This is a genomic window from Stenotrophomonas sp. YJH_SMC_91, from assembly GCF_059368495.1.
The window spans coordinates 23,948-50,928 of the sequence record NZ_JCAFRT010000020.1 but is presented as its reverse complement, the minus strand read 5'-3'; the positions used below and the strand labels follow the sequence as shown (position 1 = coordinate 50,928).

25 protein-coding genes are annotated in these 26,981 nt (G+C 66.8%); 12 read left to right on the top strand and 13 right to left on the bottom strand.

The window, feature by feature from the left end:
* The first annotated feature begins 42 nt into the window (after positions 1-42).
* From AC5P5X_RS18570 to AC5P5X_RS18520, 11 genes are all read left to right on the top strand, one after another.
* On the top strand, positions 43-810 hold the full coding sequence (locus tag AC5P5X_RS18570; protein WP_111189796.1) for a hypothetical protein: 768 nt from the start codon (positions 43-45) through the stop codon (positions 808-810).
* 80 nt (positions 811-890) lie between these two features.
* Positions 891-1,841: an acyl-CoA desaturase gene (locus tag AC5P5X_RS18565; RefSeq protein WP_111189797.1), complete on the top strand. Its 951-nt coding sequence runs from the start codon at positions 891-893 to the stop codon at positions 1,839-1,841.
* A 1-nt stretch (position 1,842) separates the two neighbouring features.
* Positions 1,843-3,120 (top strand): NAD(P)/FAD-dependent oxidoreductase, encoded by a 1,278-nt coding sequence (locus tag AC5P5X_RS18560; protein ID WP_099473155.1) that lies wholly within the window; start codon positions 1,843-1,845, stop codon positions 3,118-3,120.
* A complete protein-coding gene (locus AC5P5X_RS18555; protein ID WP_012480157.1) occupies positions 3,117-3,884 on the top strand; it encodes a DUF1365 domain-containing protein in 768 nt (255 codons plus the stop codon). The genes AC5P5X_RS18560 and AC5P5X_RS18555 overlap by 4 nt, the downstream gene beginning before the upstream one ends.
* Positions 3,881-5,140, top strand: coding sequence for an SAM-dependent methyltransferase (locus tag AC5P5X_RS18550; protein ID WP_012480156.1), 1,260 nt, complete (start codon positions 3,881-3,883; stop codon positions 5,138-5,140). Before AC5P5X_RS18555 ends, AC5P5X_RS18550 begins: the two co-directional genes overlap by 4 nt.
* Position 5,141: 1 nt before the next feature.
* Positions 5,142-5,687: a DUF2878 domain-containing protein gene (locus AC5P5X_RS18545; protein ID WP_049397271.1), complete on the top strand. Its 546-nt coding sequence runs from the start codon at positions 5,142-5,144 to the stop codon at positions 5,685-5,687.
* Positions 5,684-6,469, top strand: a complete 786-nt coding sequence (locus tag AC5P5X_RS18540; protein ID WP_111189799.1) for a DUF1295 domain-containing protein — start codon at positions 5,684-5,686, stop codon at positions 6,467-6,469. Before AC5P5X_RS18545 ends, AC5P5X_RS18540 begins: the two co-directional genes overlap by 4 nt.
* A complete protein-coding gene (locus AC5P5X_RS18535; RefSeq protein WP_111189800.1) occupies positions 6,466-7,539 on the top strand; it encodes an SAM-dependent methyltransferase in 1,074 nt (357 codons plus the stop codon). The genes AC5P5X_RS18540 and AC5P5X_RS18535 overlap by 4 nt, the downstream gene beginning before the upstream one ends.
* Before the next feature lie 8 nt (positions 7,540-7,547).
* Positions 7,548-8,081, top strand: a complete 534-nt coding sequence (locus tag AC5P5X_RS18530) for a lipocalin family protein (protein ID WP_111189801.1) — start codon at positions 7,548-7,550, stop codon at positions 8,079-8,081.
* A 33-nt stretch (positions 8,082-8,114) separates the two neighbouring features.
* The gene (locus AC5P5X_RS18525) at positions 8,115-8,861 is read left to right on the top strand and encodes a LuxR C-terminal-related transcriptional regulator (protein ID WP_258391122.1); all 747 of its coding nucleotides are present in this window, start codon (positions 8,115-8,117) and stop codon (positions 8,859-8,861) included.
* Between the two features lie 2 nt (positions 8,862-8,863).
* Positions 8,864-11,170, top strand: a complete 2,307-nt coding sequence (locus tag AC5P5X_RS18520) for an ATP-binding protein (RefSeq protein ID WP_111189803.1) — start codon at positions 8,864-8,866, stop codon at positions 11,168-11,170.
* Here AC5P5X_RS18520 and AC5P5X_RS18515 read toward each other — a convergent pair whose 3' ends face one another.
* The 9 genes from AC5P5X_RS18515 to AC5P5X_RS18475 form a co-directional block, all read right to left on the bottom strand.
* A complete protein-coding gene (locus AC5P5X_RS18515; protein WP_005409617.1) occupies positions 11,171-11,926 on the bottom strand; it encodes a SapC family protein in 756 nt (251 codons plus the stop codon).
* A 110-nt stretch (positions 11,927-12,036) separates the two neighbouring features.
* Positions 12,037-12,309, bottom strand: a complete 273-nt coding sequence (locus AC5P5X_RS18510) for a hypothetical protein (RefSeq protein ID WP_005409616.1) — start codon at positions 12,307-12,309, stop codon at positions 12,037-12,039.
* 252 nt (positions 12,310-12,561) lie between these two features.
* The gene (fusA, locus tag AC5P5X_RS18505) at positions 12,562-14,598 is read right to left on the bottom strand and encodes an elongation factor G (RefSeq protein ID WP_111189804.1); all 2,037 of its coding nucleotides are present in this window, start codon (positions 14,596-14,598) and stop codon (positions 12,562-12,564) included.
* Between the two features lie 483 nt (positions 14,599-15,081).
* Positions 15,082-15,831 carry a hypothetical protein gene (locus AC5P5X_RS18500; RefSeq protein WP_111189502.1) on the bottom strand — a complete coding sequence of 250 codons (750 nt, stop codon included), beginning with the start codon at positions 15,829-15,831 and terminating at the stop codon, positions 15,082-15,084.
* 64 nt (positions 15,832-15,895) lie between these two features.
* Positions 15,896-16,657 carry a heme ABC transporter ATP-binding protein gene (locus tag AC5P5X_RS18495; RefSeq protein WP_495216025.1) on the bottom strand — a complete coding sequence of 254 codons (762 nt, stop codon included), beginning with the start codon at positions 16,655-16,657 and terminating at the stop codon, positions 15,896-15,898.
* Positions 16,654-17,697: a FecCD family ABC transporter permease gene (locus tag AC5P5X_RS18490; protein ID WP_062606998.1), complete on the bottom strand. Its 1,044-nt coding sequence runs from the start codon at positions 17,695-17,697 to the stop codon at positions 16,654-16,656. Before AC5P5X_RS18490 ends, AC5P5X_RS18495 begins: the two co-directional genes overlap by 4 nt.
* A complete protein-coding gene (locus AC5P5X_RS18485) occupies positions 17,694-18,743 on the bottom strand; it encodes a heme/hemin ABC transporter substrate-binding protein (protein ID WP_044570091.1) in 1,050 nt (349 codons plus the stop codon). The genes AC5P5X_RS18490 and AC5P5X_RS18485 overlap by 4 nt, the downstream gene beginning before the upstream one ends.
* 51 nt (positions 18,744-18,794) lie before the next feature.
* On the bottom strand, positions 18,795-20,171 hold the full coding sequence (locus AC5P5X_RS18480; protein ID WP_111189500.1) for a YncE family protein: 1,377 nt from the start codon (positions 20,169-20,171) through the stop codon (positions 18,795-18,797).
* A 122-nt stretch (positions 20,172-20,293) separates the two neighbouring features.
* Positions 20,294-21,322 carry an alpha/beta hydrolase gene (locus AC5P5X_RS18475; protein WP_111189499.1) on the bottom strand — a complete coding sequence of 343 codons (1,029 nt, stop codon included), beginning with the start codon at positions 21,320-21,322 and terminating at the stop codon, positions 20,294-20,296.
* Positions 21,323-21,602: 280 nt separating this feature from the next.
* Here AC5P5X_RS18475 and AC5P5X_RS18470 point away from each other — a divergent pair, with 280 nt between their 5' ends.
* Positions 21,603-21,977 carry a hypothetical protein gene (locus AC5P5X_RS18470; RefSeq protein WP_111189498.1) on the top strand — a complete coding sequence of 125 codons (375 nt, stop codon included), beginning with the start codon at positions 21,603-21,605 and terminating at the stop codon, positions 21,975-21,977.
* Between the two features lie 73 nt (positions 21,978-22,050).
* On the opposite strand, the gene AC5P5X_RS18465 is transcribed toward AC5P5X_RS18470, so the two are convergent.
* From AC5P5X_RS18465 to AC5P5X_RS18450, 4 genes are all read right to left on the bottom strand, one after another.
* Positions 22,051-22,440, bottom strand: coding sequence for a DUF805 domain-containing protein (locus AC5P5X_RS18465; protein WP_005413291.1), 390 nt, complete (start codon positions 22,438-22,440; stop codon positions 22,051-22,053).
* Between the two features lie 161 nt (positions 22,441-22,601).
* The gene (locus AC5P5X_RS18460; protein WP_005413290.1) at positions 22,602-23,900 is read right to left on the bottom strand and encodes a replication-associated recombination protein A; all 1,299 of its coding nucleotides are present in this window, start codon (positions 23,898-23,900) and stop codon (positions 22,602-22,604) included.
* 364 nt (positions 23,901-24,264) lie between these two features.
* Positions 24,265-24,903: an outer membrane lipoprotein periplasmic chaperone LolA gene (gene lolA, locus AC5P5X_RS18455; RefSeq protein ID WP_024958744.1), complete on the bottom strand. Its 639-nt coding sequence runs from the start codon at positions 24,901-24,903 to the stop codon at positions 24,265-24,267.
* A 111-nt stretch (positions 24,904-25,014) separates the two neighbouring features.
* Positions 25,015-26,958, bottom strand: a complete 1,944-nt coding sequence (locus AC5P5X_RS18450) for a DUF3857 domain-containing protein (RefSeq protein ID WP_005409602.1) — start codon at positions 26,956-26,958, stop codon at positions 25,015-25,017.
* Positions 26,959-26,981: the final 23 nt, after the last annotated feature.

The window sequence follows — 26,981 nt, the reverse complement described above, 5'->3', positions numbered from 1 at the left end:
CCCGCCGTATGACCTGGGCCCTCCTCTTCCGGATGAAGACCCATGCGCACTGCCTGGCTGCTGCTGTACCTGCCCCAAGCCGCGCTGGCGGCACCCTGGTTGCGAAGCGAGGGCGTGGCCACCTCCGCGCAGGGCGACCTCCTCTACCGTGAAGTGCACTGGCGACGCGAGGCAACGGAGGGCGCCGAGCGCTGGGTGCTGTACCAGTGCCCGGATGGCCAACCCTTCGCCCGCAAGCATCTGCCCGCCAGCGCCCGCCCACAGGCACGGGGATATTCGCTGGAGGACCGCCGCAGCGGCCAGACCGCCGAGGTCGACGCCGCTGGCGACTCGGTGTCGATTGCATGGAAGGAGGATGCCGCCAGTGAGCTGCGCAGGCGCCGGCTTGAACAGCCGGCGGACGCGGTGATCGATGCGGGGTTTGATGCCGCAGTACGCCTGCACTGGCCGGCGCTGCTGCGCGGCGAGCGCATCACACTGCCGTTCCTGGTGCCTGCACGCCAGCGCTACTTCCCGGTGCAGGTGCGGCGCATCGGCCCGGTACGCTGGCAGGGCATCGACGCCCAGGCCATCGAGGTCAGCCTGGACACCTGGTACGGCGGCATCGCGCCGCGCCTGGCCCTGGTCTACGCCACGGCCGACCGTCGCCTGCTGGAGTTCCGCGGCACCAGCAATCTGCGCGATGCGCGCGGCACTTATCCGCAGGTGACGGTACGCTTCCGCTCGCCAGCTGCCGAGCGACCGGCAGGTGACTGGCAACAGGCGTGGGCGCAGCCCCTGGCCGAGCGTTGCGCCGTGACGCCCAGGTGAAGCGAAATTCAGTTCGAAGTGGCGCATCCATTGCGCACCCTGCTGCGTAAAGGAAGACACGACACCCGCCGAGATCCGCCATGGCCTCTGTAGCGCCCCTCCCCCGTCGACGCTGGCGCCTGCTGCGTACGTTGCAGCGGTGGGTGGATACCAGCAACGCCACAGAGACCACCGGCGAACAGCCAGGACGCATCGACTGGGTGCGCGCGGTACCCTTTGCACTGATGCACCTGGCCTGCATCGCGGTGATCTGGGTGGGCGTGTCATGGACGGCGGTCGTCGTGGCCACGGCGCTCTACGCCGTGCGCATGTTCGCCATCACGGCGTTCTATCACCGCTACTTCTCGCACCGCACCTTCCAGGCATCGCGTCCGGTGCAGTTCGTGTTCGCAGTCATCGGCGCGTCCAGCGTGCAGCGCGGCCCGCTGTGGTGGGCCGCCCATCATCGCCACCACCATCGGCATGCCGACCAGCCACGGGACCCGCATTCGCCGCGCGAAGGCGGCTTCTGGCGCAGCCACATGGGCTGGTTCCTCACCCGCGAGGCATTCGCGACCGATCTGTCGCGGGTACCTGACCTGGCGCGCTTCCCCGAACTGCGCTGGCTCGACCGTTTCGATACCGCCATTCCCGTGCTGCTGGCCGTCGGACTGTATGCATTGGGTGCAGCACTGGAACGCTGGGCGCCTGGCCTGCACACCACGGGCCCGCAATTGCTGGTGTGGGGCTTCTTCATCTCCACCATCGTGCTGTTCCACGCCACCGTCACCATCAATTCGCTGGCCCACCGTTTCGGCCGCCGCCGCTTCGAGACCCGCGACGACAGCCGCAACAACCTGTGGCTGGCGCTGCTCACCTTCGGTGAGGGCTGGCACAACAACCATCACTTTTTCCCCGGCACCGTGCGCCAGGGCTTCCGCTGGTGGGAGGTGGACCTGACCTGGTACGGGCTGCGCGCGATGGCGGCGCTGGGCCTGGTCAAAGGGCTCAAGCCCATCCCCGAGTGGGTTCTGGCCAAGGCGAGGTACTGAGATGCGCATCGCGGTCATCGGCTCGGGTATCGCGGGGCTGGCCAGTGCCTGGTGGCTGGATGGCCAGCACGACGTCACGCTGTTCGAGGCCAACGATTACCTCGGCGGCCACACCCATACCCACGACGTGCAGGTGGCGGGCCGAGGCATGGCGGTGGATACCGGTTTCATCGTCTTCAACCCCCAGCACTATCCCTTGCTGTCGGCGCTGTTCGACGAGTTGGGCGTGGCCTCGCAACCGACCACGATGAGTTTCTCCATGCACAGTGAGCGCAGCGGCGTGGAGTACAACGCCACCTCGCTGGATGGGCTGTTCTGCCAGCGCCGCAACCTGGTATCGCCGCGCTTCTGGGGCATGCTGGCCGACCTGCGCCGGTTCTATCGCGACGCGCCGTTGCTGCTGGCCGAAGAAGACGGCCCCACGCTCGGCGATTACCTGCGCAGCCAGCGCTATGGCGAGGCATTCATCGACGAGCACCTGCTGCCGATGGCCTCGGCGCTGTGGTCCTCGCCGACGGCCACCGTGCAGGCGTTCCCGGCGCGCTACCTGGCCCAGTTCATGGCCAACCACCAGATGCTGCAGATGACCGGGCGGCCAAGCTGGCGGGTGGTCAGCGGGGGATCGACGCGCTACGTGGATGCGCTGCGTCGCCGCTGGCGCGTGCATGAGCGGCTGCAATGCCCGGTCAGCAGGGTCGAGCGCATGCCCTGGGGTGCACGCGTGCACAGCAGCGCCGGCGTGGAGGCCTTCGACGAAGTGATCCTGGCCTGCCACAGCGACCAGGCACTGGCGTTGCTTGCCGACGCAGATACCGTCGAGCGTGAGGTCCTCGGCGCCATCCGCTATCAGTCCAACGAAGCGGTGCTGCATACCGATGCGTCGTTGCTGCCGCGCAACCGCAAGGCGTGGGCGGCCTGGAACGCGCACGTACCACAGGATCGCGCGGCGCCCTGCACGGTCAGCTACTGCATGAACCTGCTGCAGGGCCTGCCGGGCGACATCCCCCTGGTAGTGACCCTCAACCGCAGCGAGGCAATCGATCCGGCCAAGGTGCTGCGGACCCTGCATTACGCGCACCCGGTACACGACCACGCTGCAGTGCGCGCACAGCAGCGCTGGGCGGAACTGCAGGGCCGCCGCCACACATGGTTTGCTGGCGCCTATTGGGGCTGGGGATTCCACGAGGATGGCATCCGCAGTGCCCGCCACGTGGTCGATGCCCTGCAGGCCTGCGCTCCACATCGGAACGTATCCGCCTCGGATGAGGTGGCGGCATGAGTGCCAGCGCGCTCTACATCGGGCAGGTGATGCATCGCCGGCATCATCCGCATCCGCATGCATTCCGTTACCCCATCGCGCAGCTGCTGCTCGACCTGGATGAACTCGACACGGTGTTCGCCGGGCGCTGGTTGTGGTCGGTCAATCGCCGCAACCTGGCCGAGTTCCGCCGCAGCGACTACTTCGGTGATCCCGCGCGGCCGCTGGCCGATGCGGTGCGCGACCACGCTGCGGGCACGCTTGGCTACCGGCCAACCGGTCCGGTGCGCCTGCTCACCCATCTCCGCTTCGCCGGGCATGTCTTCAACCCGGTCAGCTTCTATTACTGCTACCAGGCCGATGGCAGCACGCTGGACTGCATCGTGGCCGAGATCACCAATACCCCCTGGAAGGAACGGCACGCCTATGTGCTGCCGGTCGCCACGGCCCTCCACGAAGGGGCGTCATTGCGCTGGCAGTTCGACAAGCGCTTCCATGTCTCGCCGTTCATGCCGATGGATTGCCGCTACGACTGGCGCTTCAACCGCCCGGACCAGGACCTGCGCGTACACATGCAGGTCTGGCGCGACGGGGTGCGCCAGTTTGATGCCACCCAGGCCATGCAGCGACATGCCTTGAACGGCCGTGGGCTGGCCCGGGTGCTGGCCTGCTATCCGCTGATGACCACCCAGGTGGTGGCCGCCATCCACTGGCATGCACTTCGGCTGTGGATGAAACGCAACCCCGTGCACGACCACCCTGCTCTTGCCGAGAAACCACGATGAACTCGATGACCCCTCTGGTCGCCCTGCCGCGCCCCGGCGCCCTGGATGCGTTCCTGCGCCGCCGCCTGCTGGCCCAGCTTGCCCCCATGCGCGACGGTCGCCTGTGCGTACGTGACGCATTGGGCGAGGTCTGGCTGGGCGATGCCTGTGGCGAACTGCATGTCACCGTCACCATCGATGACCCGGGGTTCTATCGCAAGGTTGCAGCGCAAGGCAGTGTGGGCGCAGGTGAAAGCTACATCCAGGGCGAATGGCACTGTGATGATCTGGTGGCACTGATCCGGCTGCTGGTACGCAATCGCGACCTGCTGGACGGCATGGAGCGTGGCCCGGCCCGCGTGGGTGGCTGGCTGCTGCGGGGCTGGAACCGCCTGCGCCGCAACAGCCGTGAGGGCAGCCGCCGCAACATCGCCGCGCACTATGATCTGGGCAACGATTTCTTTGCCCTGTTCCTGTCGCCGGACCTGATGTACTCGTCGGCGTTGTTCGCCAGTGAGTCCGAACCACTCGAATCGGCCTCGCGGCGCAAGCTGGACCGCATCTGCCAGCAGCTGCAGCTCAAACCCGGCGACCGCGTGGTGGAAATCGGCACCGGCTGGGGTGGTTTCGCGGTCCATGCCGCCCGGCACTACGGCTGCCATGTCACGACCACCACCATCTCTGCGGAACAGCATGCGCTGGCCGCCCGGCGCGTACGGGAGGCGGGCCTGCAGGACCAGGTCACGCTGCTGATGCAGGACTACCGCGACCTGCAGGGCCAGTTCGACAAGCTGGTGTCGATCGAGATGATCGAAGCGATCGGCGCCGAATACCTGGACACCTACATGGCCACGCTGCAGCGCCTGCTCAAGCCTGATGGCGTTGCCCTGCTGCAGGCCATCACCATCGAGGACCACCGCTACGAACAGGCCCGGCGCAGCGTCGATTACATCAAGCGCTATGTGTTTCCGGGCAGCTTCATCCCATCGATCAACGCGATCATGGCCGCCAAGAGCCGATCCAGCGACCTGCAGCTGATCGCCCAGCAGGATTTCGGCCACTCCTACGCATTGACCCTTCGCGCCTGGCGCCAACGTTTCCTGGCCCAGCTGCCGGCAGTGCAGGCGCAGGGCTTTGACGCGCGCTTCTGCCGGCTGTGGGAATTCTACCTGGCCTATTGCGAGGGTGGCTTCCTGGAACGTTCGATCGGCGTCTCGCATCTGCTGCTGGCCCGTCCGGACCACCGGCCCATTTTCGCTGCGACCGACAGCCACTGACATGCATCGCTTCTGGGCCAATCTGCTCGGCAACCAGCTGGTCTGGCTGTGTGCCGTGGCCGGCGCGGGCCGCGGCTGGCAGTGGCCCGCGCTACTGGCCGCGTCGCTCTACATCGGCAGCCAGCTGTTGACCTCACCGCGCCCCCGGCTGGATCTGCGGCTGTTGATGTTGGCACTGGCCTGCGCATGGCTGGTCGACGCCAGTGCCGCCGCCAGCGGCACGGTGCGCTACGCGGCGGCCCCACTGGATTGGGCGCCACCGCCGTGGATCATGGCGTTGTGGGCGGCGTTCGCGATGACGCTGACCACGTCGATGCGCTTCCTGCAGCACCACCCGGCCCTGCCGGCCCTGTTCGGCCTGCTGCTGGCACCGCTGGCCTATCTGTCTGCCGCACGCGGTTTCGACGCAGTGCGGTTCGCAGATCCCGTATGGCCAGGACTGCTGGTACTGGGCGCGGGCTGGAGCATTGCGCTTTCCCTGCTGTGCCGGACCGCCCGTCGCGGCATGCACATCCCGCAGCCGCCCTTCGCAGGAGCGTCGTCATGATCAATCTGATGTGGGTCCTGCTGTACGCCGTACTGGTGATGAGCTGGGGCTGGGCCTGGCAGCGCCGCAACCACAACATCGGCGTGGTCGATGTGCTCTGGGCAAAGGGCGTGGGCGCCTCGGCGCTGTTGCTGGCGCTGCTGGGCGACGGTGCGGTGATGCCGCGGATCGCGCTGGGCGTGCTCGGCGGCCTGTGGGGCAGTCGACTCGCCCTGCACCTGTGGCACCGGGTCCGTCACGAAGAAGAGGACGGACGCTACCGCTACCTGCGCCAATACTGGCACGGCCACCAGGGCAAGATCTTCGGCTTCTTCATGGCGCAGGCGTTGCTGATCGTCCTGTTCGCCCTGCCCTTCGTGGCGGTGGCTGCCAATCCTCGGGCCGACCTGACCCTGTGGGTGGTGGCCGCAGCGCTGGTCTGGCTGCTGAGCGTCGGCGGCGAAAGCCTGGCCGACCGCCAGCTGGCGCGTTTCCGCGCCGACCCGGCGAACAGGGGCCGCACCTGCCGCGTCGGACTCTGGCGCTATTCCCGCCACCCCAACTACTTCTTCGAGTGGCTGCACTGGTTCACCTATGTCCTGCTCGCGGTCGGCTCGCCACTGTGGTGGCTGGCCTGGGCCGGCCCGCTGCTGATGTACGTGTTCCTGCGCTATCTGAGCGGCATTCCATTCACCGAGAAACAGGCGCTGCGCAGCCGCGGCGACGACTATCGCGCCTACCAGCGCAGTACACCGATGTTCTTTCCCTGGTTTCCCCGTTCTTCCAAGGAGCATTCCGCATGAGCGCGATCCCGTCACTGAACCCAGCCGAAGATGCGGAAACCGGGATGATCGCCTGGGCCGAACGCAGGCTGGTCCCCGATGCGGCGCTGCGTGCGGGCATCCGCCGCTTGTGCGCGCAGCGCCTGCATGAGGAAAGCGAGGGTGGCATCGAAGGCCAATCGGCACGCTTCAGCCGGCGCATCGCCGAGCTGGCCGACAGCCCGCTCGCGTTGCATACCGACGCAGCCAACCGCCAACACTATGAAGTGCCGGCAGCCTTCTTCCAGGCCTGCCTGGGCAAGCGACTGAAGTACAGCAGCTGCTACTACCCCACCGGGCGCGAAACGCTGGACCAGGCGGAGGACGCCATGCTGGAACTGTACGGCCAGCGCGCCGGACTGGCCGATGGCCAGCAGATTCTTGAGCTGGGCTGCGGCTGGGGCTCACTGACCCTGTGGATGGCCGAACGCTACCCGCAGGCGCATATCACCGCCGTCTCCAACTCGCACAGCCAACGCCAGCACATCATGGCGCAGTGCCAGGCGCGCGGCCTGGACAACGTCAAGGTGCTGACCTGTGACGTCAACCAACTTGATCTACCGACAGCCCGGTTCGACCGCTGTGTCTCGGTGGAGATGTTCGAGCACGTACGCAACTACGAGCGCCTGCTGGCAGGCATCGCACGGTGGCTGAAACCGGATGGCGCGTTGTTCGTGCACATCTTCGCCCATCGCACACTGATGTACCCGTTCGAGACAGACGGCGGCGACAACTGGATGGGCCGCCACTTCTTCACCGGCGGCCTGATGCCGGCCGCCGACACGCTGCTGCATTTCCAGCGCGACCTGCGCCTGGATCAACGCTGGTTGCTGGACGGCACCCACTACCGGCGCACGGCCGACCACTGGCTGGCCAACCAGGATGCCGCCCGCGAGCAGGTGATGCCGGTGTTGATCGCCACCTACGGCCAGGCTGCAGCGAAGGTCTGGTGGCAGCGCTGGCGGATGTTCTGGATGGCATGCGCCGAGCTGTTCGGCTACGACGACGGCCAGCAGTGGCTGGTCGCCCACTATCTGTTCCGACCCCGCTGAGGTGCCCCATGCGCATGTTCTCGCTGCTTCCGCTGATCGCAGTCGGCCTGTTCGGCTCGGGCTGCTCCTCCAGCGACACCCGGCCGCTTCCGCGTGCGCCTTCGGTGGATGTGCCACGCTTCATGGGCGACTGGTACGTGATCGCCCATATTCCGTCCTGGCCCGAACGCAATGCCTACGATGCGGTGGAAAGCTATGCCCTGAAGCCCGACGGGCGCATCCAGACCACCTTCACCTATCGCAAGGGCAGCTTCGATGCGCCGCAGAAGTCGATGCACCCCATTGGCCGTGTCGAGAAGGAAGGCAATGGCGCGATCTGGGGCATGCAGTTCATCTGGCCGATCCAGGCCGAGTACGTGATCGCCTGGCGGGATGACGACTACCGCCAGACCATCGTGGCGCGCAGCAAGCGCGACTATGTCTGGTACATGGCGCGTACGCCGCAGGTGTCCGACGGCGACTACCAGAAGGCCTTGCAGCGCATCGCCGAGATGGGCTACGACATCCGGCGACTGCGGCGCGTGCCGCAATCCGTCCGGTAGCATTCGATCCCATCAATTGACAGCTCCGAATCGATGGATGCAGCGAATCACTTCTTAGGAATATTCGCAAAAATCAAGCAATTTCGATGTTCGCCGCGACAGCAGCGCCAGAATGGTCATCACGCCCCATGGGCGCCGATCACCTCCCTGCGCATGAATGGACTTCCTGCCCCGCGCCCGCTGCGACTGGCACTACTGGACGACCACGAAGTCGTCCGTCGCGGCACTGCCCTGCACCTCTCCCGCGACGCCCGCTTCCGTATCGTCGCCAGCCACGCCCGCAGCGACGAACTCATTGACAGCCTCCAGCAGATGCGGGTGGATGTCGCGATCATCGATCTGACCCTGGCCCGCGACGATCGCAGCGCGGCCGAGCTGACCCCGCTGCTGCGCGAGCACTTTCCTCGCGTCACCCTGCTCGCTTTTGCGACCCTTTTACCCTCGATCCACATCAACCAGCTCATCGCCACGGGTGTCAGCGGCGTGGTCAGCAAGGCCGAACCACTGCCGATGCTCTCGGACGCAATCGTGCGCGTATCGCAGGGCCTTCCGCGACTGCCACCCGATTGCACGCTGCCGGGAGACTGCGAAGAGCTCAGCCGCAACGAGCGCGAAGTACTGGAGCTCCTGCTGGCGGGCCTGACCGTTTCGGAAATCGCGCTCCGCCGCCATCGCAGCATCAAGACCGTCAGCACACAGAAGGTTGCGGCCCTGCGCAAGCTCAGGCTGCGCAACGATGCCGAGATCTACGCCATGCGGCAGCAGCTGGAATCACCGTGAAGATGCGCGATCGAATGCGTACATCCACCCTCCTGCTGTTGGCGCTCATCCTGCTTCCCGCCGCGTCGGCCGAGGATGCGTCATCACTTGAATGGGGGCCGGGGCGCGAAGTCCGGGTGGCGACCACGCCGTCGCTGCACCCGGTACCCGCTGCACTCGCTGGCGGCACGAGTTTGCCAAGCCTGGCCCATGGCTACGCCAATCTGGTTGCACGGCGTTCGCAGCTGCAGTTCCAGGAGCACCAGCATCCCAGCACCGGCGCATCGGTGGCTGCCGTCTGCAGACGCGAAGCGGATCTGGTACTGGTGATTGGCAACCACCTGCAGCCACCCTGCCCCGGCCTGGTGGCATCCAGCACGTTCCGCGGTGGCAAGACGATGCTCGCCGGCCGCAGCGGCGAGCGCCTGCCACGCGATATCACGGAACTGGACCACCAGGTCCTGGCCGTGCTCGAAGGGGGGCCGTATGCGGAATGGCTGGCCGCGCGCCATCCGCACGTCCGCCTGCTGCACCTGGCCGATCGGCACGCCACGCTGGCAGCTGTTGAAAACGGCACCGCCGATCTGGCAATCGGCCTGGAAACGACCCTGCGGCCCCTGATCCGTCGGCATTTCGCCGGGCACCTGCACCTGCAGCCTTTCGACAGCGATTTCTCCACCGACCTGCACCTGCTTGCGCGCCACGAAGATCGCCAGCTGCTGGAGCGCATCGAGCGGGCATTGCACGACATTACGCTGGAGGAACATGCCGGCCTGTTGCAGCTATGGGCCCAACAGGCGGCCCCCGCCTCGCTGGAGCACGTCCTGGACTGGATGCGTCAGCTGCCCCCGCAGTGGCTGCCGGCCCTGGCTGCCGCATTGGCAGTCACCCCGTTCCTGTGGCATGCCTGGCACAGGCGCCTGCGTGCTGAAGGCCGTGCCCGCGCCCGCGCGATTGGCATGTTGAGCCACGAGGTGCGCAATTCGGCCCAGGCAGTCCTTGCCTCGATCGACCTGCTCAGCCAGCCGTCGGCGCCCATGGGGCAGCGAGATGCGCTGGCGGCTGCACATGCCGCGGGCTCCTCGCTGCGCAACCTGCTCAACCGCTCGCTGGAGTTCTCACGCCTGGCCAGCGGCACCTTCAAGCCGCACGTAGAACCTTGCGACATTGCACGACTCTGCCGCCAATCGCTGGATGCAATTCGTCCCCAGGCTCGGCAGCGCGGGCTGGCGCTTCGCTTCGACTGCCTCCCCGAGCCCTGCCCCATTGTCGCCATCGATCCGGAAGGACTGCGCCAGATCATCGACAACCTGCTGGGAAACGCACTCAAGTTCACCGACGTCGGCGGCATCGAGCTGCGCCTTCAACTGACGCCAGGCAACCACCCTCGTGAGCTCATGCTGGATGTGATCGACAGCGGAATCGGCATCACTGCAGAGCAACTCACCGTGCTGTTCCAGCCATTCCAGCAGGGCGAAGACGGCAAGGAGCGCGGAGGCAGCGGATTGGGACTGATGATCGCGCATGCGCTTGCCCGCGCAATGGGCGGCAACCTGTCAGTACACAGCGTCCCCGGGCGCGGCAGTCGCTTCACCCTGCGCCTGCCGGTACGCCCGGCCAAGGCCAAGGTCACGTCAGCCGCCAGCGCCGGCGCGGGAACGCCGCTGGGCGGGCTTGAGCTGCTGCTGGTGGAGGACCATGCCCTCAATCGCCGGGTCATCAGCGAGCAGCTGCGCCGCCTGGGTGCCGATGTACACGCGTCTGGCGACGCCGCCAGCGCGCTTGCCGAGCAGGCCGTGAGACCGCGCAGCGTGATCCTGCTCGACATCGGGCTCGGGGACATGGATGGCTATGCGCTGGCCATGCAGTTGCGCAGGCAGGCGCGCGCCCCGCTGCGACTGATCGCACTGTCGGCACGCCGTGATCGTCGGCATGTGGCGCGCTGCCGGAAAGCAGGGTTCGACGCCACCCTGACCAAGCCACTCCAGCTTGAGTCACTGCTGCGGGCGCTGGAGCTGCCGGCGACCGGACAGGCCATCGCAACGGGCACAGCGGCAGATGACCCCGCCTACATCACGGACATCGGCCACGAGCTGCTGCGGATCGAACAGGCCATCGATGACGCCAGTGCCACTGACCTATGCCATCACGCGCATCGGCTTCAGGGGGCCCTGCAGATATACGGGGCGGCCCCAGAGGCGGACACGGCGGGCGACCTGTGGGAGCTGGGTCGCGACGCCACACCCGACTGGGCCGATGCGCGACGCCTGTTGCGCGTCCTTCAGCAATGGCATGGCTCCCGCGCTGCGGAAGCCATGCCCGGGGCCTGATCAGGCCGCCAGACGCTCGACCTGGCGACGGGTCAGGTCGTTGAAGCGACCCAGCGACATCAGATGCTGGTGGATCAGCGCCAGCCAACCACTGCGATGCCACTCGATCACAGTGGCTTCCGGCAGCGCGACGAACTTCTCGACGTCGACGACCTGGAAACCATTGAGGTTGAATTCACGGCCATCCGGGGTACGCACGGTGGCGTTGCGCTCGACCAGCAGGCCGTTGTCGATCAGGGCCTTGGAGAAGGCCTGGGTCTGTTCGTGCTCACGGGTGAACTGGCCACAGAACTCCAGCGCCTGCTGCACCATGTCGGTGGCCTTGCCATCGACGAACAGCGGCTGGCCTTCGTCACCGCCCTTGACCACGCGCGAGCTCTCTTCGTCGATGCCCAGCAGGAAATCATTGTCCGAGCCGGTGTCGATGAAGATGAAGGGGTGGCGACGCAGGTAGGCCGGGATATAGGCCTCGTCTTCCCACAGGCCATCCTTGATGAACAGGTTCTGGTCGGATACGCCAACGGCAGCCATCGGCACTGCGGTCGGGCCAGCGAAGAGGATCGGGAAGTGGTGCAGCGCCAGCGAGAACTCGCCGAGCACCAGCGGAATGGCGTTGTTGCCCGCGGCAAACTCGAGCCTGCCCGGCAGGATGCGCAGGTCGGCGTGCACATCGGCCTGCAGCGGCACCGGACGGGTGTAGAACAGGGGGGCGTTGCTCGGCGCCGCTTCGGTGGTGGTGTCGCTGGTGGTGGTCATCTTGGGAACCGTTCGATCATGCGCGCCTGCCATCCCGGGCGCGCCAGCGGGAACAACCTGAATCCCGCATTATCAACAAGCTCGATGACAACGGCCACCCCATCGTCGGCCTATTTCAGCTGCAGGGGGTACCGCTGCCAGAGCACATGGACCAGGAAACCGGCCAGTTCGGTGTCACGCGCGCTGACCGCTGCGCGGATCTTGTCCAGCAGCACCATGTCCGAACAGGAGCGCACATCCGCGTGGTTGGCCTGCCCTGCCCGGCGCGCGCGGTAGCGCGCGGCCCGTTGCGCGTCACTCATGGCGTACCCGAACTTGGGCGGACGGCCGCGCTTTCGCGGCAGGGTCAGCTCCAGGGTTCCGGGGTCTTTGTCATCACGCATGAGAAGGGTGCGGGCGGCGGCGAGCAACGGGGGGTGCGCAATTTATCGTGAGGCATCACTTTAATCCAGCCTTTTCTGCAGCTTTGTTGCGATGCAATGCAAAAAAATCGCATCCCGAGGGCCCCATCCACGCATGGCGTGGATCTACTGCAGAGCTCGCGACCCGATCACCCTGTAGATCACGCCATGCGTGGATGCGCGCCCCGAACACAAAAAAGGGGAGCCCGCGAACGGGCTCCCCCCCAAGTTTCCTCATGCAGCGCGTACCGCCTCGTAGCCGTGCAGGTGCGCCTCGCTACTCGCCCGCCCCTGGCTGAGCGAACGCAACGACGTGGTGTAACCCACCAGCTGCGCCAATGGCGCAAAACCACTGACCTCAGCGCGACCGTCCTGGTCCTCGATGCGGGCGATGCGACCGTGGCGCCGGTTGAGGTCGCCGACCACATCGCCCACCGACGCCGACGGCGAATGCACCGTCACCGCCATCACCGGTTCCAGCAACTGCGTGCCACCTTCAGCCAGCGCGGCCTTGATCGCCTCGGCACCCGCGCGATGGAACGCCATCTCCGAAGAGTCCTTGGCATGAGTCTGGCCATCGACAAGACTGACCTCGATGCCGACCACCGGATGACCCTGCGGCCCTTCCGACAGCGCGGCACGTACGCCCTTCTCCACCGCAGCGATGAAGCTGCGCGGCACCACGCCACCGACGATGCGGTCGTTGAACACCACCTGGTCGTCCTCACGCGGCGACACATCCAGCACCACGTGCGCGAACTGGCCCTGTCCACCGGTCTGCTTGACCAGTCGCCCGACGACGCCGGTCATCGCACGCAGCGGCGTCTCCTGGTAGGCCACGCGCGGCGCACCTACGCCCACGTCCACCTTCCACTCACTGCGCAGGCGCTCGACCATCACCTCCAGGTGCAGCTCACCCATGCCCCAGACCAGGGTTTCCGCCGTGTCGCGATCGGTTTCGACGCGGAACGACGGGTCTTCCTGGGCCAGGCTGGCCAGGCCCTGCGCCATCCGGATCAGGTCGGCCGCACGCGCCGGCTCCAGGCGCCACGCCAGCACCGGCGCCTGGGCCTGGATATTCTCCAGGCGCAGCGGCTGCGCACGGCCGCTCAGCGTTTCGCCACTGACCGCATCCTTCCAGCCCAGCACCGCGACAATGTCACCGGCCACGGCCTGCTCGATGTCGTGGGTCTGGTCGGCCTGCACCCGCACCAGCCGGCTGACGCGCCGACCCTGCGGATGCTGCGAACTGGCCACGGCGTCGCCCACCTTCAAGGTGCCCGAGTACAGCCGCACGAAGCTCAGCGCGCCGTGCTGCTGGTGGGTGATCTTGAACAGCAGGCCGGCCAGCGGCCCCTCCGGATCCGGCGGCAGCACCACCTCGCCCTCATCGCTTTCAGCGCTGACGGCAGGGCGATCCAGCGGCGACGGCAGGTAGTCGACCACCGCATCCAGCAGCGTCTCGATGCCCTTGTCCTTGAACGCAGCACCGGCCAGCACAGGCACGCCCGCACCCGCCAGCGTCGCCCGGCGGATCGCCGCGCGCAGCTGTTCGGCATCGATCACGCGACCTTCCAGCCAGGCATCGGCCAGTTGTTCATCGTGATCGGCCACGGCTTCGACCAGCGCATCGCGCTGAGCCTGCCACTGCGCGCGTGCCGCGTCGTCCCACGGGGTCACCGTGGTTACGGCGCCATCCTGCCAGTGCAGTACGCGTTCATCGACCAGGTCGACCCAGCCGTTGAAGCCGCTTTCGCTGCCCAGCGGCACGCCCAATGCCCACGGTCGCGCCTGCAGTTTGTCCTGCAGCTGCTCCAGCACGCGCTCGAACGAAGCGCCTACGCGGTCCATCTTGTTGACGAAGGCGATCAGCGGCACGCGATGGCGACGCGCCTGGCGCCATACCGTCTCGGACTGCGGCTGCACGCCGTCCACGGCCGAGAACACGGCCACGGCACCGTCGAGCACGCGCAGTGAACGTTCGACTTCGATGGCGAAGTCGATATGGCCGGGGGTGTCGATCAGGGTCAGCCGATGCGGCGGCAGGTCACGTGGCGCCCACTGCGCCTGCACGGCGGCAGCGCCGATGGTGATGCCGCGTTCGCGCTCGATCGCCGAGAAATCGGTGGTCGCATTGCCGTCGTGCACTTCGCCGACGCGGTGGATCTCGCCGCTTTTCCACAGCAGGCGTTCGGTCAGCGTGGTCTTGCCGGCGTCGATGTGGGCAATGATGCCAAGGTTGCGACGACGGGAAAGGACGTGGGTGTTCATAAAGAGGTTCCTGCAAAGCCAACTTCAGGGGCCGCACACCCCGGTTGGCGACAGGGTGCGCGGCTAGCGTTCGGTCTCGGCGATCTGGTGCATGGCACGTTCTCCTTCGCAGTACTGGGTAGAGTCGAGTAGGTAGCGTCGACTGGGTAGCGTCGACTGGGTAGAGTCGACTGGGTAGAGCCGACTGTTAGTCGACTCACAAAAAACAAAAACAAAAAGAGCGCCCCGGAGGGCGCTCTGTCGAAGGTCCAGCGATGGCCGCTTCAACGGCCTCGTGGGGCTCCAGGCAGACACGCCCGTTCCGCGCTTGCGCGGGTCAGGGTGAAAAACTTCAGGAGCGGCATCCGGTTCATGGGGCGCATTCTAGACCTGCCAATCTGGCGCGCAAGTGAATATTGCACACATTAATAGAACGATGAAGCCGACCGACATCGGGGTCGGGTCCCTTTGCCCAAAGCAAAGGGCTCTGACCCCTGCCATGCCCTACTTGCAGTCGTGCAGCTTGCGCGCCTCACCCACGGTCGCCGCCTGGTCGTCGCCCATCGAGATCCACCCCTTCAGCGACGTCGCCGGGTCCATGTGTGGCAGCCGTGCGCCACCGTGGACAACCACTTCGGTCCAGCTGCCCACCGGCGCCAGTTCCGACAGGCGTGCCGCCTGATCGTCCTCGGTACTGAACATGTCGTCCGGGCCCGCCGGAGGCGTGGTATTGACGGTTTCCGTCTTGCGGGTCCGGACCCGAAGTGCACCGTCCGGCAGCCGCTGGGTGATCACCTCGTATCGCTCAACACCATACGCCCAGCTGCTTTCGCCAACGCTGCGGGTCTCGCTGCCGTCATCGGCCACGGTCACCACCTCGCCTGCCGGCCCGATGACGCCCGCGACAGCCCCCAGGCCTGACATCAGCGCCTGATAGACGATCATCTGCCGCTGTTCGGAGGTCAACGCACCGGCCTTGAGCTTGGTCGCAGGAATCTTCAGGTACGCCGTCTCCCTGCATAGCACCAGCACCTGCTGGTCGTCCCAGCTCACCGACATTTCCTCGTTGGCGAAGTACTGCGTCTTCATCGACGTCACAGCGGCACCGTCGCTACTGGAATGCCGGGTCTCGATCAGCGAGGCGTTTTCGGCCGCGTCGGTCAGCGAAACCTGAGAGGTCGAAGCCGCATTGGCAGCGCAAGCGGAAGCAATCATCGCGGCAAGCAGCACGCTGCGGGTAACGGTACGGAACATGACATCAGTCCATTGAAGAAAACGAAACGATCATGATACCCGGAGCAACCTGGCGGGCCCTCGCTCAGGTCACCACCACCAGCGGCACCCCGCGCCTTGGGTGCTCCAGCACCACCACGTCCTGCTGGTAGACCCGCTGCAGGTTGTCTTCGGTCAGCACCTGCAGCGGCGTACCATCGGCCGCCACCCTGCCATGTTCCAGCAGCACGATGCGATCGGCGTAGCCAGCCGCCAGGTTCAGATCGTGCAGCACCACGATCACGCACGCACCAGCTTCGGCAACGGCACGAACGCTACGCAATGTGCGCTCCTGGTGGCGCAGGTCCAGCGCGGCCGTCGGCTCATCAAGCAACAGCAGCGGCGTGTCCTGCGCCAGCACACGCGCGAACGTGGTGCGGGCGGACTCACCACCGGACAGCTGCTGCACCTCGCGCAGGCGCAGGGCCTGCAGTTCGGCAGCATCAATTGCAGCTTCCACCTGCGCGTCATCCACACGCGGATCCGGCGGATGCGGCAACCGCCCCATCGCCACCACCTCCTCCACGATGAAGGCGAAACGCACGCCGTGCTCCTGCGGCATCACCGCGCGCTCGCGTGCCAGTGGCCCCGCTTTGTAGCTGGCCAAGGGCTTGCCCAGCAGGCTCACCTCACCCACGTCGGCACGCAGATCACCGGCAGCCACCGCCAACAGCGTGGATTTGCCTGCGCCATTCGGGCCAACCAGGGCAGTCACCGTGCCCGGCTCGAACGCCAGCGAGATGCCATGCAGGATCTCGCGCTGCTGGCGGCGCACCACCACCTCGTGCAGCTTCAGCAGCACGCTCATGGGGCCGCCTTGCGGCGCTGCTGCAGCACCAGCCAGAGGAAGAATGGCGCGCCCAGCGCGGCGGAGAACAGGCCCAGCGGAATCTCCGCGGGCGGATCGAGCGTGCGCGCGGCGGTATCGGCCACCACGATCAGCAGCGCACCGAGCAGGCCGGACAACGGCAGCAGCCAGCGATGCCCGGGGCCGACCAGCAGGCGCGCCACGTGCGGCACCACCAGGCCAACGAAGCTGATCGAGCCGGCAAAGGCCACCGCTGCGCCCACCAGCAGCGCACTGAACGCCACCAGGCGACGCCGCGTGCGGGTCACGTCCAGCCCGAGGTGCTGTGCCTGGCGCTCCCCCAGCGCCAGCATGTCCAGCGGCGTGGCCAACCGCTGCAACGCGAACACGCCGATGGCAAACAGGGGCACCACCGCCGCCACATCGGCCCAGTTGGCACGCGCCAGCGAGCCCATCTGCCAGAACACCAGCGACTGCAGTTCGCTTTCGCTGGCGATGTAGGTGAGGAAACCGATCAGCGCCGAGCAGAACGCGGCCATCGCGATGCCGACCAGCAGCAGCGTGGCATTGCCACTGCCTTTCCCGGGCCGCGCCAGCGCATAGGTCAGGCCGATCGCCAGCGCACCGCCAACGAACGCGGCCACAGGCACCAGCCAGCCGGCTGCGCCCGCAGCGCCGAGAACAATGGCAGCCACTGCCCCCAGCGCAGCACCCTGGCTGACACCGACGATGCCGGGATCGGCCAGCGGGTTACCGAACAGGCCCTGCAGACTGGCACCGGCCATCGCCAGCGACGCACCGACCATCGCACCCAGCAGGGCACGCGGAATGCGCAGCTGCCAGACCACGGCCAGGTCGCGGCCGCTGACCGCCTGCGGATCGAGCAGCCCCAGCTTCACCGCCAACGCCTGCATCACCTCCAGCGGCGGCAGCCGCAGCGGGCCCACGGCGAACGAGGCCAGCACCGCACCCAGCAGTGCCAGCAACGCCACCAGCAACATCGTCCGCCCGCGACGGCGGCGCCGATCCGCCGGACTCATGCCTTCGGCAACGCCGCCAGGGCCTTGGCCAGCGCCAGCGCGCCAGCACCGGAACCGACACTGGTGTACTTCAGCTGCACGTCCGGCATCACCCAGACCCGATTGGCCTGCCCAGCCGGGGTCTGCTTCAGCGTCGGGTACGCCTTCCACAGGCCCTCGGCACCGCCGAACAGCTGCAGGTCATGCTCGGTCACCAGGATCACCTCCGGCGCTGCGGCGACCACGCCTTCATTGCTCAGCTGCGAGTAGTTCTTCACCCCCGCCTCGGTGCCGATGTTGACGCCGCCAGCCAGCGCGATCAGCTGCGCCGAGGCGCTGTCGGCACCGGCAACAGTCGGTGAGCCGCCAGCGCCGGTGGCCGACACGTGGATCAGTCGTGGCGCATGGCCCAGGCCCTTGCCAATCGCTGCAGCCTCGTCGAGCTGACGCTGCACCTGCGTGGCCAGTGCTTGCCCTGCCTCGGCCAGCCCTAGTGCAGCAGCGACCTTGCGCACCTTGTCCGGCGCTGGCTGCAGGTCATCGATGACTACCGCCGGCTCGCCCACTTCGCGCAGCTTCTTGGCCAGTTCGGTATGGCGGCGCAGGCTGTTGCCGAGGAACAGCGAGCCCTGCAGGCTCAGCACGCCCTCCACGCCAGTGGTTCGGTTGAACAGGAACTGGTGCGGCGCGGCCAGGCCGGCCTGGGTGGTGGTGTTGGTCGGCGCGGCAAATACCTGCTTGCCCAGCCCCAGTGCTTCGATCACCGCGATGACGTCGTCGCCACCGGCGATGATCCGGCTGGTATCGGCCACTTCGATATCGGCGCCATCATCGGAATGCACCTTGGCTGGGAGCACCGCCTTCTGGCCGTGCACGGCCGGCATTTCGGCTCCTGCCACGCGCTGCCAGCCTGCCGGCAGCGCGGTTTCCGCAGCGGCCGCCGTTGCTGCGGGCGACTCGGCAGGCGTATTGGCATCAGAGGGAGCCGACGAGCCGCCACAGGCAGCCAACGCCAGCGAAACAGCCAACGGAAGCGCACACAGGCGCAGACGGGACGCGATGTTCATGCACATTCTCCTTGCTGGCAGGGCGACGCGCACGCCGCCCCACCGTGTGACTTACTGCTTCGGGGTGATGCGGGTGATGCGGTCACCCTTCGGGTCTTCAGCGCCGCGCGACTTGTTCACCGCGAACACGTTGCCCTTGCCATCGGCGCGGACGTGGTTCGGCAGCGTGCCGCCATCAAGATTGGCGACCACCTTGCCGTCACCGTTCACCACGGTGACCGTGCCAGCGCCACGGTTGCTGACGTAGGCCAGGCCGGAGGCATCATCGAAGGCGACGTTCAGCGCGCCGGCGCCGACCGGCACATCGTGCAGCACCTTGCCGGCGGCCACGTCGACGATCAGCAGGTTGTCGGTGCCCTGCGAGGCCACGTACAGGCGGTTGCGCGCCGCGTCGAAGGCCACGCCCGAGGCACTGATCGAATTGCCCAGATCGATGACCTTCTCGACCTTGCCGCTGGCCACATCGATCACTGCCGCCTCCGGGGTGCCGATGCTGACGGTGAACAGCTTGCCGCCCTTCTCATCCAGCACCAGGCTCATCGGGGTGAACTTGCCGTCGTCCACGCCGGATTCCAGCGTCACCTGCGGCAGTTCCTTGAAGGTCTTCGCATCGAACACCGACAGGTGGTCCTCGCCGGTGGCAGAAGCGAACACCTTGCCGCGCGTGCCGTCGACCACCACGTCGCGCGCGTGCGGCACGGCATCGACCGGGAACTGATGGACCAGCGACAGGTCCTTCTGGCGATAGACCGCGATGGAATTCTGGCGGGTGTTGGTGACCCAGACATTGCCGTTGGTGTCATCCACGCCCACGCCGTAGACCGCATAGACCGCACCATTGGTGCTGCCCGGCACCTGCGCCGGGGTGATCGCCTTGGTCACCTTCAGCGACTTCGGGTCCAGCTTCAGCAGCTGCGACTGGGTCACCGGCGGGCGGCCCACGGCCGAGGTGACGAACACGGCATTGCTGGCCGCGCTGTACGCGGACTGGTACAGGCCCGGCACCAGCTTGTTGGACTGGGTGGCGAACTGCGCCTGGCCGGACAGCGGCAGCTGCGGCGACACGCGCAGCTTCAGCACCGTGGCCGCAGCCGGCTGGCTGGCGCGCACCACCACCGGATGGGTGCCCGGCACCGCGTCGGCCGGAATGCTCAGCTGGGTCTTGAAGTTGCCATCGGCATCGACCACCACCGGCTGGGCGTTGAGCACGCTGTCGCCACGCAGCAGGCTGACCTTCTGGCCCGGCACGAACCCACGGCCGACCACGTCGGCAGTGCTGCCGGGAACCACGTTCTCACCGCGTGAGACGACTTCACCCTTGAAGGTGGCGTTGGCCGGCTGGTCGAACACCGGCTGCGCGGTGGCGGTCACCGCCAGCAACAGGCCGGCGGCGAGAGAGGTGAGATGGAAAGACGGACGGAACGACATGGAAGGCTCCTTGCACACGTAGGCCGCGCCACGTGGCGCGGGATTCATCGGTTGCCTGGGCCGCTGCACGTCGGCAGCCTCGCCTGGGTAGTGGGGTCGCACGGCATCGCGTGCGAAGGGATTCACTCAGCGGCGTTGTCACCGCCATTGGGCACGCCATCGCCGGCGCTGCGGTCGGTCACGCCGTACAGTTCATGCAGCGCGGCATGGAACGAGGCCGGCAGCATCGGGCCGTGCCCCAGACCCGGGAACTCGCGGTACTGCACGCTCAGGCCCGGCACCTTGCCCAGCCGCTCGGACAGCCGCATCGCCGCATCCGGGGTGGCGCCGCCGATGCGACGCAGGTGCGCGACCACGCGCGGGTTGTTCATGTCGCGCTTGCCACGATCACCGACTCGCTCGGCGCCGCCCAGCATCAGCCAGAGCTTTGCCGGCTGGCCATGCACGTTCTGCACGAACTGCTGTTCCGGATCACCCAGCGCCGCGCCCTGGCTCCACCACAGCGACGGGCTGGCCGCGAGGTAGGACTGGAAGGCGGCGGGACGGGTGTACAGCGCATTGAGCACGAACAAACCGCCCAGCGAGTGGCCCCACAGCGCTTGCTGCTGCGCATCGATGCATGCGCGGCGCTCGACTTCCGGCTTGATGCGGCGTTCGATCACATCCAGGAAGGCTGCGGCGCCACCGCCGACCGCCTGGGTCGTGCCACTCTCATCGTCGGCACGGTCGATCCAAGCGGTGTAGTCGTGGGTGCGCGCTTTGGAATCGATGCGCAGGTCGTTGTCGTAGCCGATCAGCACCAGCACCGGCGGCACCTTGCGCGCGGCCAGCTCGGCCAGCAGCGGCTGGTCCAGCACCATCGCCACGGCATTGCCGTCCAGGGCGTACAGCACGGGCAACGGGGCCTTGCTGGCCTTTGCCGGGAGGGCAAGGTTCACCCGCCAGCGGCGCTGCTGGTCCGGGCTGTCGACCACGAACTGCTCGAAACGGTAGCTGACCGCTGGCTCGTCGAGCACGGTATGGCCGATCTTCTGCAGCGGATTGCGCTGCTGGGCATGGGCGTACGGGGTGGCCAGGAGCAGACCCATCATCAAGGCAGCCAGGCCGCAGGCCAGCGGGCCACGGCGCGTAGGCGGGACGAAATGCTTCATCAGCGGCGGCAGAAGCGGCCCAGGGCCGCCGGTTCACAAGGGACCGCAGTCTACCTCAAACGCGAATGATTATCACATCGATCAAACGTCACGCTGTGTATCACGCGCGCGCATGCCCGGGTTGCACGAGGGGCAGCAGTTCCCCTATTTTGCCGCCCATCGGGGCATTGGATCGCCCCGCTTCCAGCGCAGCCATGGATGGCGGGCACTTGCCGCCATCCGGGGCGCGTTCATCTGCACACAACCGCCATGGGATTGGATCCCATGATTGTGAGAACCCTTGAAGCACACCGCACTGATCGCCCTTACCCTCGGCCTGCTTGCACCGCTGGCTGCCCATGCCGCGCAGGATCTGCCAACGCTTTACCAGGCCTTTGAAGAGGCCGGCAACTCGACGTTGAGCATGGACCAACTCAACCAGACGGTGACATTCACTGCCGTAGCACTGAGCGTTTCCAGCAACCTGGCGGGCGAGCCACTGATCGAGGCCGGCGATGACCAGGGCAATGTCCTGGCCCGGCTGACCAGCGACGACGAACAGCAGGCGGCCAAGCTGGGCGCACTGGAAGAAGGCGCGACTTTCACCGCCAGCTGCACGCTGCAGTTCAGCTCGGGCACCGATTACCTGTCCTTCGGCGATTGCACCATCAAGTAAAGATGAAGCCGGCAAAATGCCGGCTTCTTTTCTTTGCCTCTGTAGCGTCGAGCCATGCTCGACTCATGCATCATCACGGCCCCGTAGGCACCGGACCATACACATTCTCCTGCGGCGTGCCCGGCAGCAGCGAGAAGATCATGATCACGATCCCGCCACCCGGTACCAGCGCCAGCAGGAACAGCCAGCCCGACTGGTTGCAGTCATGCAGGCGGCGTACGGTCACTGCGATCAGCGGCACGATCGTGGCCAGCCACATCACACACAGCAGCACCACCATGCCGATCAGGATGCCGGCCAGCGCTTCGGCACTGTTGCGCAGGAGGATCGCCAGCACGCCGGCCAGCAGCATCACTGCCGTTGCGACCAGGAACAGGAACAGCTGGTACATCCAGTACTCGCGGCGGTTCGCGCGGCCCTCGAACTGGGCGTAGCGCTTCAACGGCAGAATCATTTCCTGCACGGCATCGATCCTTGAAAAAGTAGCCGCGCAGTGTGCCAAATGAACGTGCCGGGAACAATGTTGCCACTGCAGGGTCGAGCCGTGCTCGACTGCCTTACCGAATATGCCAACAAGCCTGCCAAGAGCGAAGTCGAGCATGGCTCGACGCCACATGAACCGGGTCAGCGGCCCTTCGCGGCGCGCGCAGCCTCGCGCTCGGCGCGCAAACGATCCAGCTTTTCCTTCAACTTGATTTCCAGCCCGCGCGGCACCGGGTTGTAGTACACCCGTTCGCCCATCGCATCCGGGAAACCGGTCTGGTCGAGCGCGATGCCACCCTCCGCATCGTGGTCATACTGGTACTCGGCGCCGTAGCCCAGTTCCTTCATCAGCTTGGTCGGCGCATTGCGCAGGTGCAGCGGCACTTCTTCTGTGCCGCTCTCGCGCACATCGGACTTGGCCTGGTTGAAGGCCGCATAGCCGGCATTCGACTTCGCCGTGCTGGCCAGATAAAGCACCAGCTGGGCGAACGCGAGCTCTCCCTCCGGACTGCCCAGCCGCTCATAGATGTCCCACGCTTCCAGCGCCATGCTCTGCGCACGCGGGTCGGCCAGGCCGATATCCTCGATGGCCATGCGGGTCAGCCGGCGCGCCAGGTAAGACGGATCGCAGCCGCCATCGAGCATGCGGGTCAGCCAGTACAGCGCGGCGTCCGGGTTGGAGCTGCGCACGGATTTGTGCAGCGCCGAGATCTGGTCGTAGAACTGCTCGCCGCCCTTGTCGAAGCGGCGGGTACGATCGGCCAGCACCTGGGTCAGGGTCTGCGGCGTGATGCGCCCACCCTCCCCGCCCGCCAGCTCAGCGGCGATCTCCAGCAGGGTCAGCGCACGGCGCACGTCGCCGTCGGCGGCGGTCGCAATTTCCAGCAGCAGCTCGGGAGCGACCTCGATGTGCTCTTCACCCAGGCCGCGTTCGCGGTCACCCAGCGCACGCTCCAGCGCCTCAACGATGTCTGTGGGCGAAACGCCTTCCAGCACATGCACGCGGCAACGCGACAGCAGCGCCGAATTCAGCTCGAAGGATGGATTCTCGGTGGTGGCACCGACGAACAGGATGGTGCCGCGCTCGATATGCGGCAGGAACGCATCCTGCTGCGCCTTGTTGAAGCGGTGCACCTCATCCACGAACAACACGGTGCGGCGGCCTTCGGCGAAGCGTTGCGCGGCCTCGGCCAGCACCTGGCGCACCTCCGGCAGGCCGGACAGCACGGCAGAGATGGCGCGGAATTCCGCATCGGCGTACTCGGCCAGCAGCAGCGCCAGCGTGGTCTTGCCGCAGCCCGGCGGCCCCCACAGGATCATCGAATGCACGCGACCGGATTCGACCGCGCGGCGCAGCGCACTGTCCGGCGCCAGCAGGCGCTTCTGCCCGACCATTTCGTCCAGGGTGCGGGGGCGCATGCGCTCGGCCAGCGGGCGCATGTGTTCCCGATCGACGCTCAGCAGATCGGGTCCGGGGAATGAAGTGGAGCGATGTCTTGGCACCCGGTCATTGTACCGCGCCGCCCAACGGTAGCGCCGGACCGTGCCCGGCGGGCGGGACGCGATGTCTGGTAGTGCCGGCCGCTGGCCGGCAGATCAAAAGCATGTCAACCAAGGTTGACACCCACCAAAGCGGTGCCGGTTGAAACCCACCAGAGCGGTTGGCGCCGGGCCACAGGATTCGGTAGTGCCGGCCGCTGGCCGGCAGATCAAAAGCGTGTCAACCAAGGTTGACACCCACCAAGGCGGTGCCGGTTGGCACCCACCAGAGCAGGTAGCGCCAGGCCATGCCCGGCGACCACCATTAATTACCGATGACGTCGGTGCCCTTCGGCGGCGTAAAGCTGAAGGTGCCGGCGGCGAAGCCCGGGTTGCGCTTCCAGCCACTGAAGCTGATCACGGTACGCTGGCCAACCGCATCGGTGATTTCCATCTTGGCCAGCCCCTGCGCGTTGAAGCCCAGCGCGGCGTACTGGAAGCTGGCTTCGGTCTCGCGCTTCGGCGACAGCGACAGCCACTGCAGGCCGTCGCGCTGCGCGGCCTCTTCGCTGACGTCGTACTGCTGCTCCAGCAGCGCCGGGTTGATCAGCGCGGTCAGCGGGCTGTTCTGCTCTTCCTTGCCCTGCTCGCGCACGGTGGCCTGCTCCAGGTCCGGCTCGTACATCCAGACCTTCCTGCCGTCGGCCACGATCAGCTGTTCGTGCGGGCGCACGTATTCCCAACGGAACAGGCGCGGCGCCGACAGGGCCACGCGACCACTGGTTGATTCCTTCACCTTGCCGCGACTGTCGAACACCTGCTGGCTGAACTGGCCATCCAGGCCCTTCAGGCCGCTGGTGAAGGTCTTCAGGTCATCGCGGGCGCCAGCCCAGGCGCTGCCGGCGGCGGCGCAGGCCACGGCCAGGGTGGTGGTGGCAAGGAAACGGCGGAAGCGGAAGTTCATGCGGGAATCCTGTGGGCGCGGGCGCCAGGAAAGGTGGTTGCCAGTGTGCCCGGGGAAAGATGAATGGGCGATCAGGGCGACATTATGCCGCCCTGAACGTCCATCGGCGATTCAGCCACCGGATCCCGGCAGCTTGCCGTACAGCACCTGGCCGCGGAAGCCACGCCGCACTTCGCGATACAGCGCGCGGAACGCCGGATAGTCCTGCGGCTGGCACAACGCCTCTGGCCCACGCACTGCATTCTGCTGCAAGCGGTGGTGCACGATCACCTCCTGGCCCTCGCGACTCCAGTCCACCCGGTACTCGCCGGCGGCATTGGCGAAACGCTGGCTGGCCGGGATGGCGATGATCGGCGCATTGGCCGGGAACTGCAGGCGATAGGTTTCCTCGCGCAGGCTGGCATTGCAGTAGAACGGTGTCTCGTTGGCCGGCGCTGAGGCGGTGGCGTACAAGCCACGCACCGACTCGCCACCCGGCGGGTCCGGCACGGCCATGCCGCCGGCCACGCTGAAGTCGGCGTAGTCCTCGGCCTGGAACGCCATGCGATAGCCAAACGGCCGGGTCAGATCGACCGGCACGCCCTGGATCTGCAGCTGCCCTCGCCCATCGAAACCTGAGGCGGCCATGATCTGCTCTTCAGCGCGCGCACGGTTCTGCGCGTTGAGCTGGGAGAACTGGGCGCGCATGCCGATCTCGGCGTTCTCGCCCAGTTTCGGAATCGTCTCGCCGCGCAGGTTGCCGTTGGCGTCGAAGGTGAAACGCACCTCCATCGAGGTGGCATTGCGCTCCGGCGTATTGGCCGGGGTGCGTGCCAGCGTGGCGTCGCGGGTACGCATCACCGGCGCACCCAGATCACCTTCCGGCAGCTGACCGAAGCGCGCCCACGCGGTGGTCGAATCCAGGTAGAGATCAAACTCGGGAATGTAGGTGATGGCGTGGTTGAAGCGGCCCAGCACCGGAATCTTCGGCAACGTCGGGCCGCCACCTGCACCGATCAGCACCGGCGAGCTGGCGATGCCCTTGGCTGCCAGCAGCGCCTCCAGGATCGTCACGTGGTCCTTGCAGTCACCGTAGTGGTTGTCGAGGATGCTCTGCGCGCTGTTCGGCTCCAGCCCGCCATTGCCCAGGTACACCGCGACGTAGCGGATGTTCTGCGCAACCCAGCGATACAGCGCATCAGCCTGCTCGCGGCGGTCGCTGATACCCGCGGTGATCTCATCAGCCAGCGCCTGCAGCGCCGGGGTCACCTCGGCCGCCGGGCCCGCCTTGAGCTGGTAGGCGCGACCCATCTGCGACCAGTCACGATAGGTACTGGCCATGATGTTCGGGCCGAACTCCCAGCCCGCCGCCGACCAGTTCTGCGCCGGCATCGCCTCGCGACGCTGGTAGCGCCAGCGCCACTGCGCCTGGCCGTTCTTCACCGTCGGCCGATCGCTGCCCTGCACGCCGCGGCTGTCGATGAACATCGGCAGGTTGGCCGGCGCACTCAGGGTGACTTCGGCGTCCTCGTACTCGGTGAACACATTGAAGGTCTCCCACAGGCCGAAATAGCCCGGGAAGTACGGCGTGGCCTGGGTGCGGCGCACCTGGTAGTACAGACGGGTGCCCGGGGCCAGGTTCGGGAACACGATCACCCGCACCTTGCGGTCGGCATACATCGCCGCCGAGGCGCTGGAGTAGCTTTCCTGGGTGTAGATGCGGTCGGCCGGCACGTCACGGCGCTGGCCGTCGGCGGTGATGGTGTAGGCGCCAAGCACCTCCAGGGTTTCCATCTTCTCGCTGTAGCTCAGCCGCACCTGGCTGAACTGCTCGACCGAGGCCTTGGTCTTGAGCAGCACTTCGTAGGTTTCGGTCTGCACATTGCCGGCATCCGGCCGCACCTGGTAGTCGGCGCGGTAACGGACAATGCTGAAGTTATTGCTGGCTTCGGTATCGCCGCTGGTGGAAGGCGGCGCCGTGGCGGGCGCGGAGGTGGCGGTGTCTGCCAGTGCCGGGCCGGCAGCCAGGAAGGCTGCCAGCGCCAGTGCCAGCGCGCTTGGTACGGGGTGAAGCATGCGTCGGTTCCTTGGACGTCGTG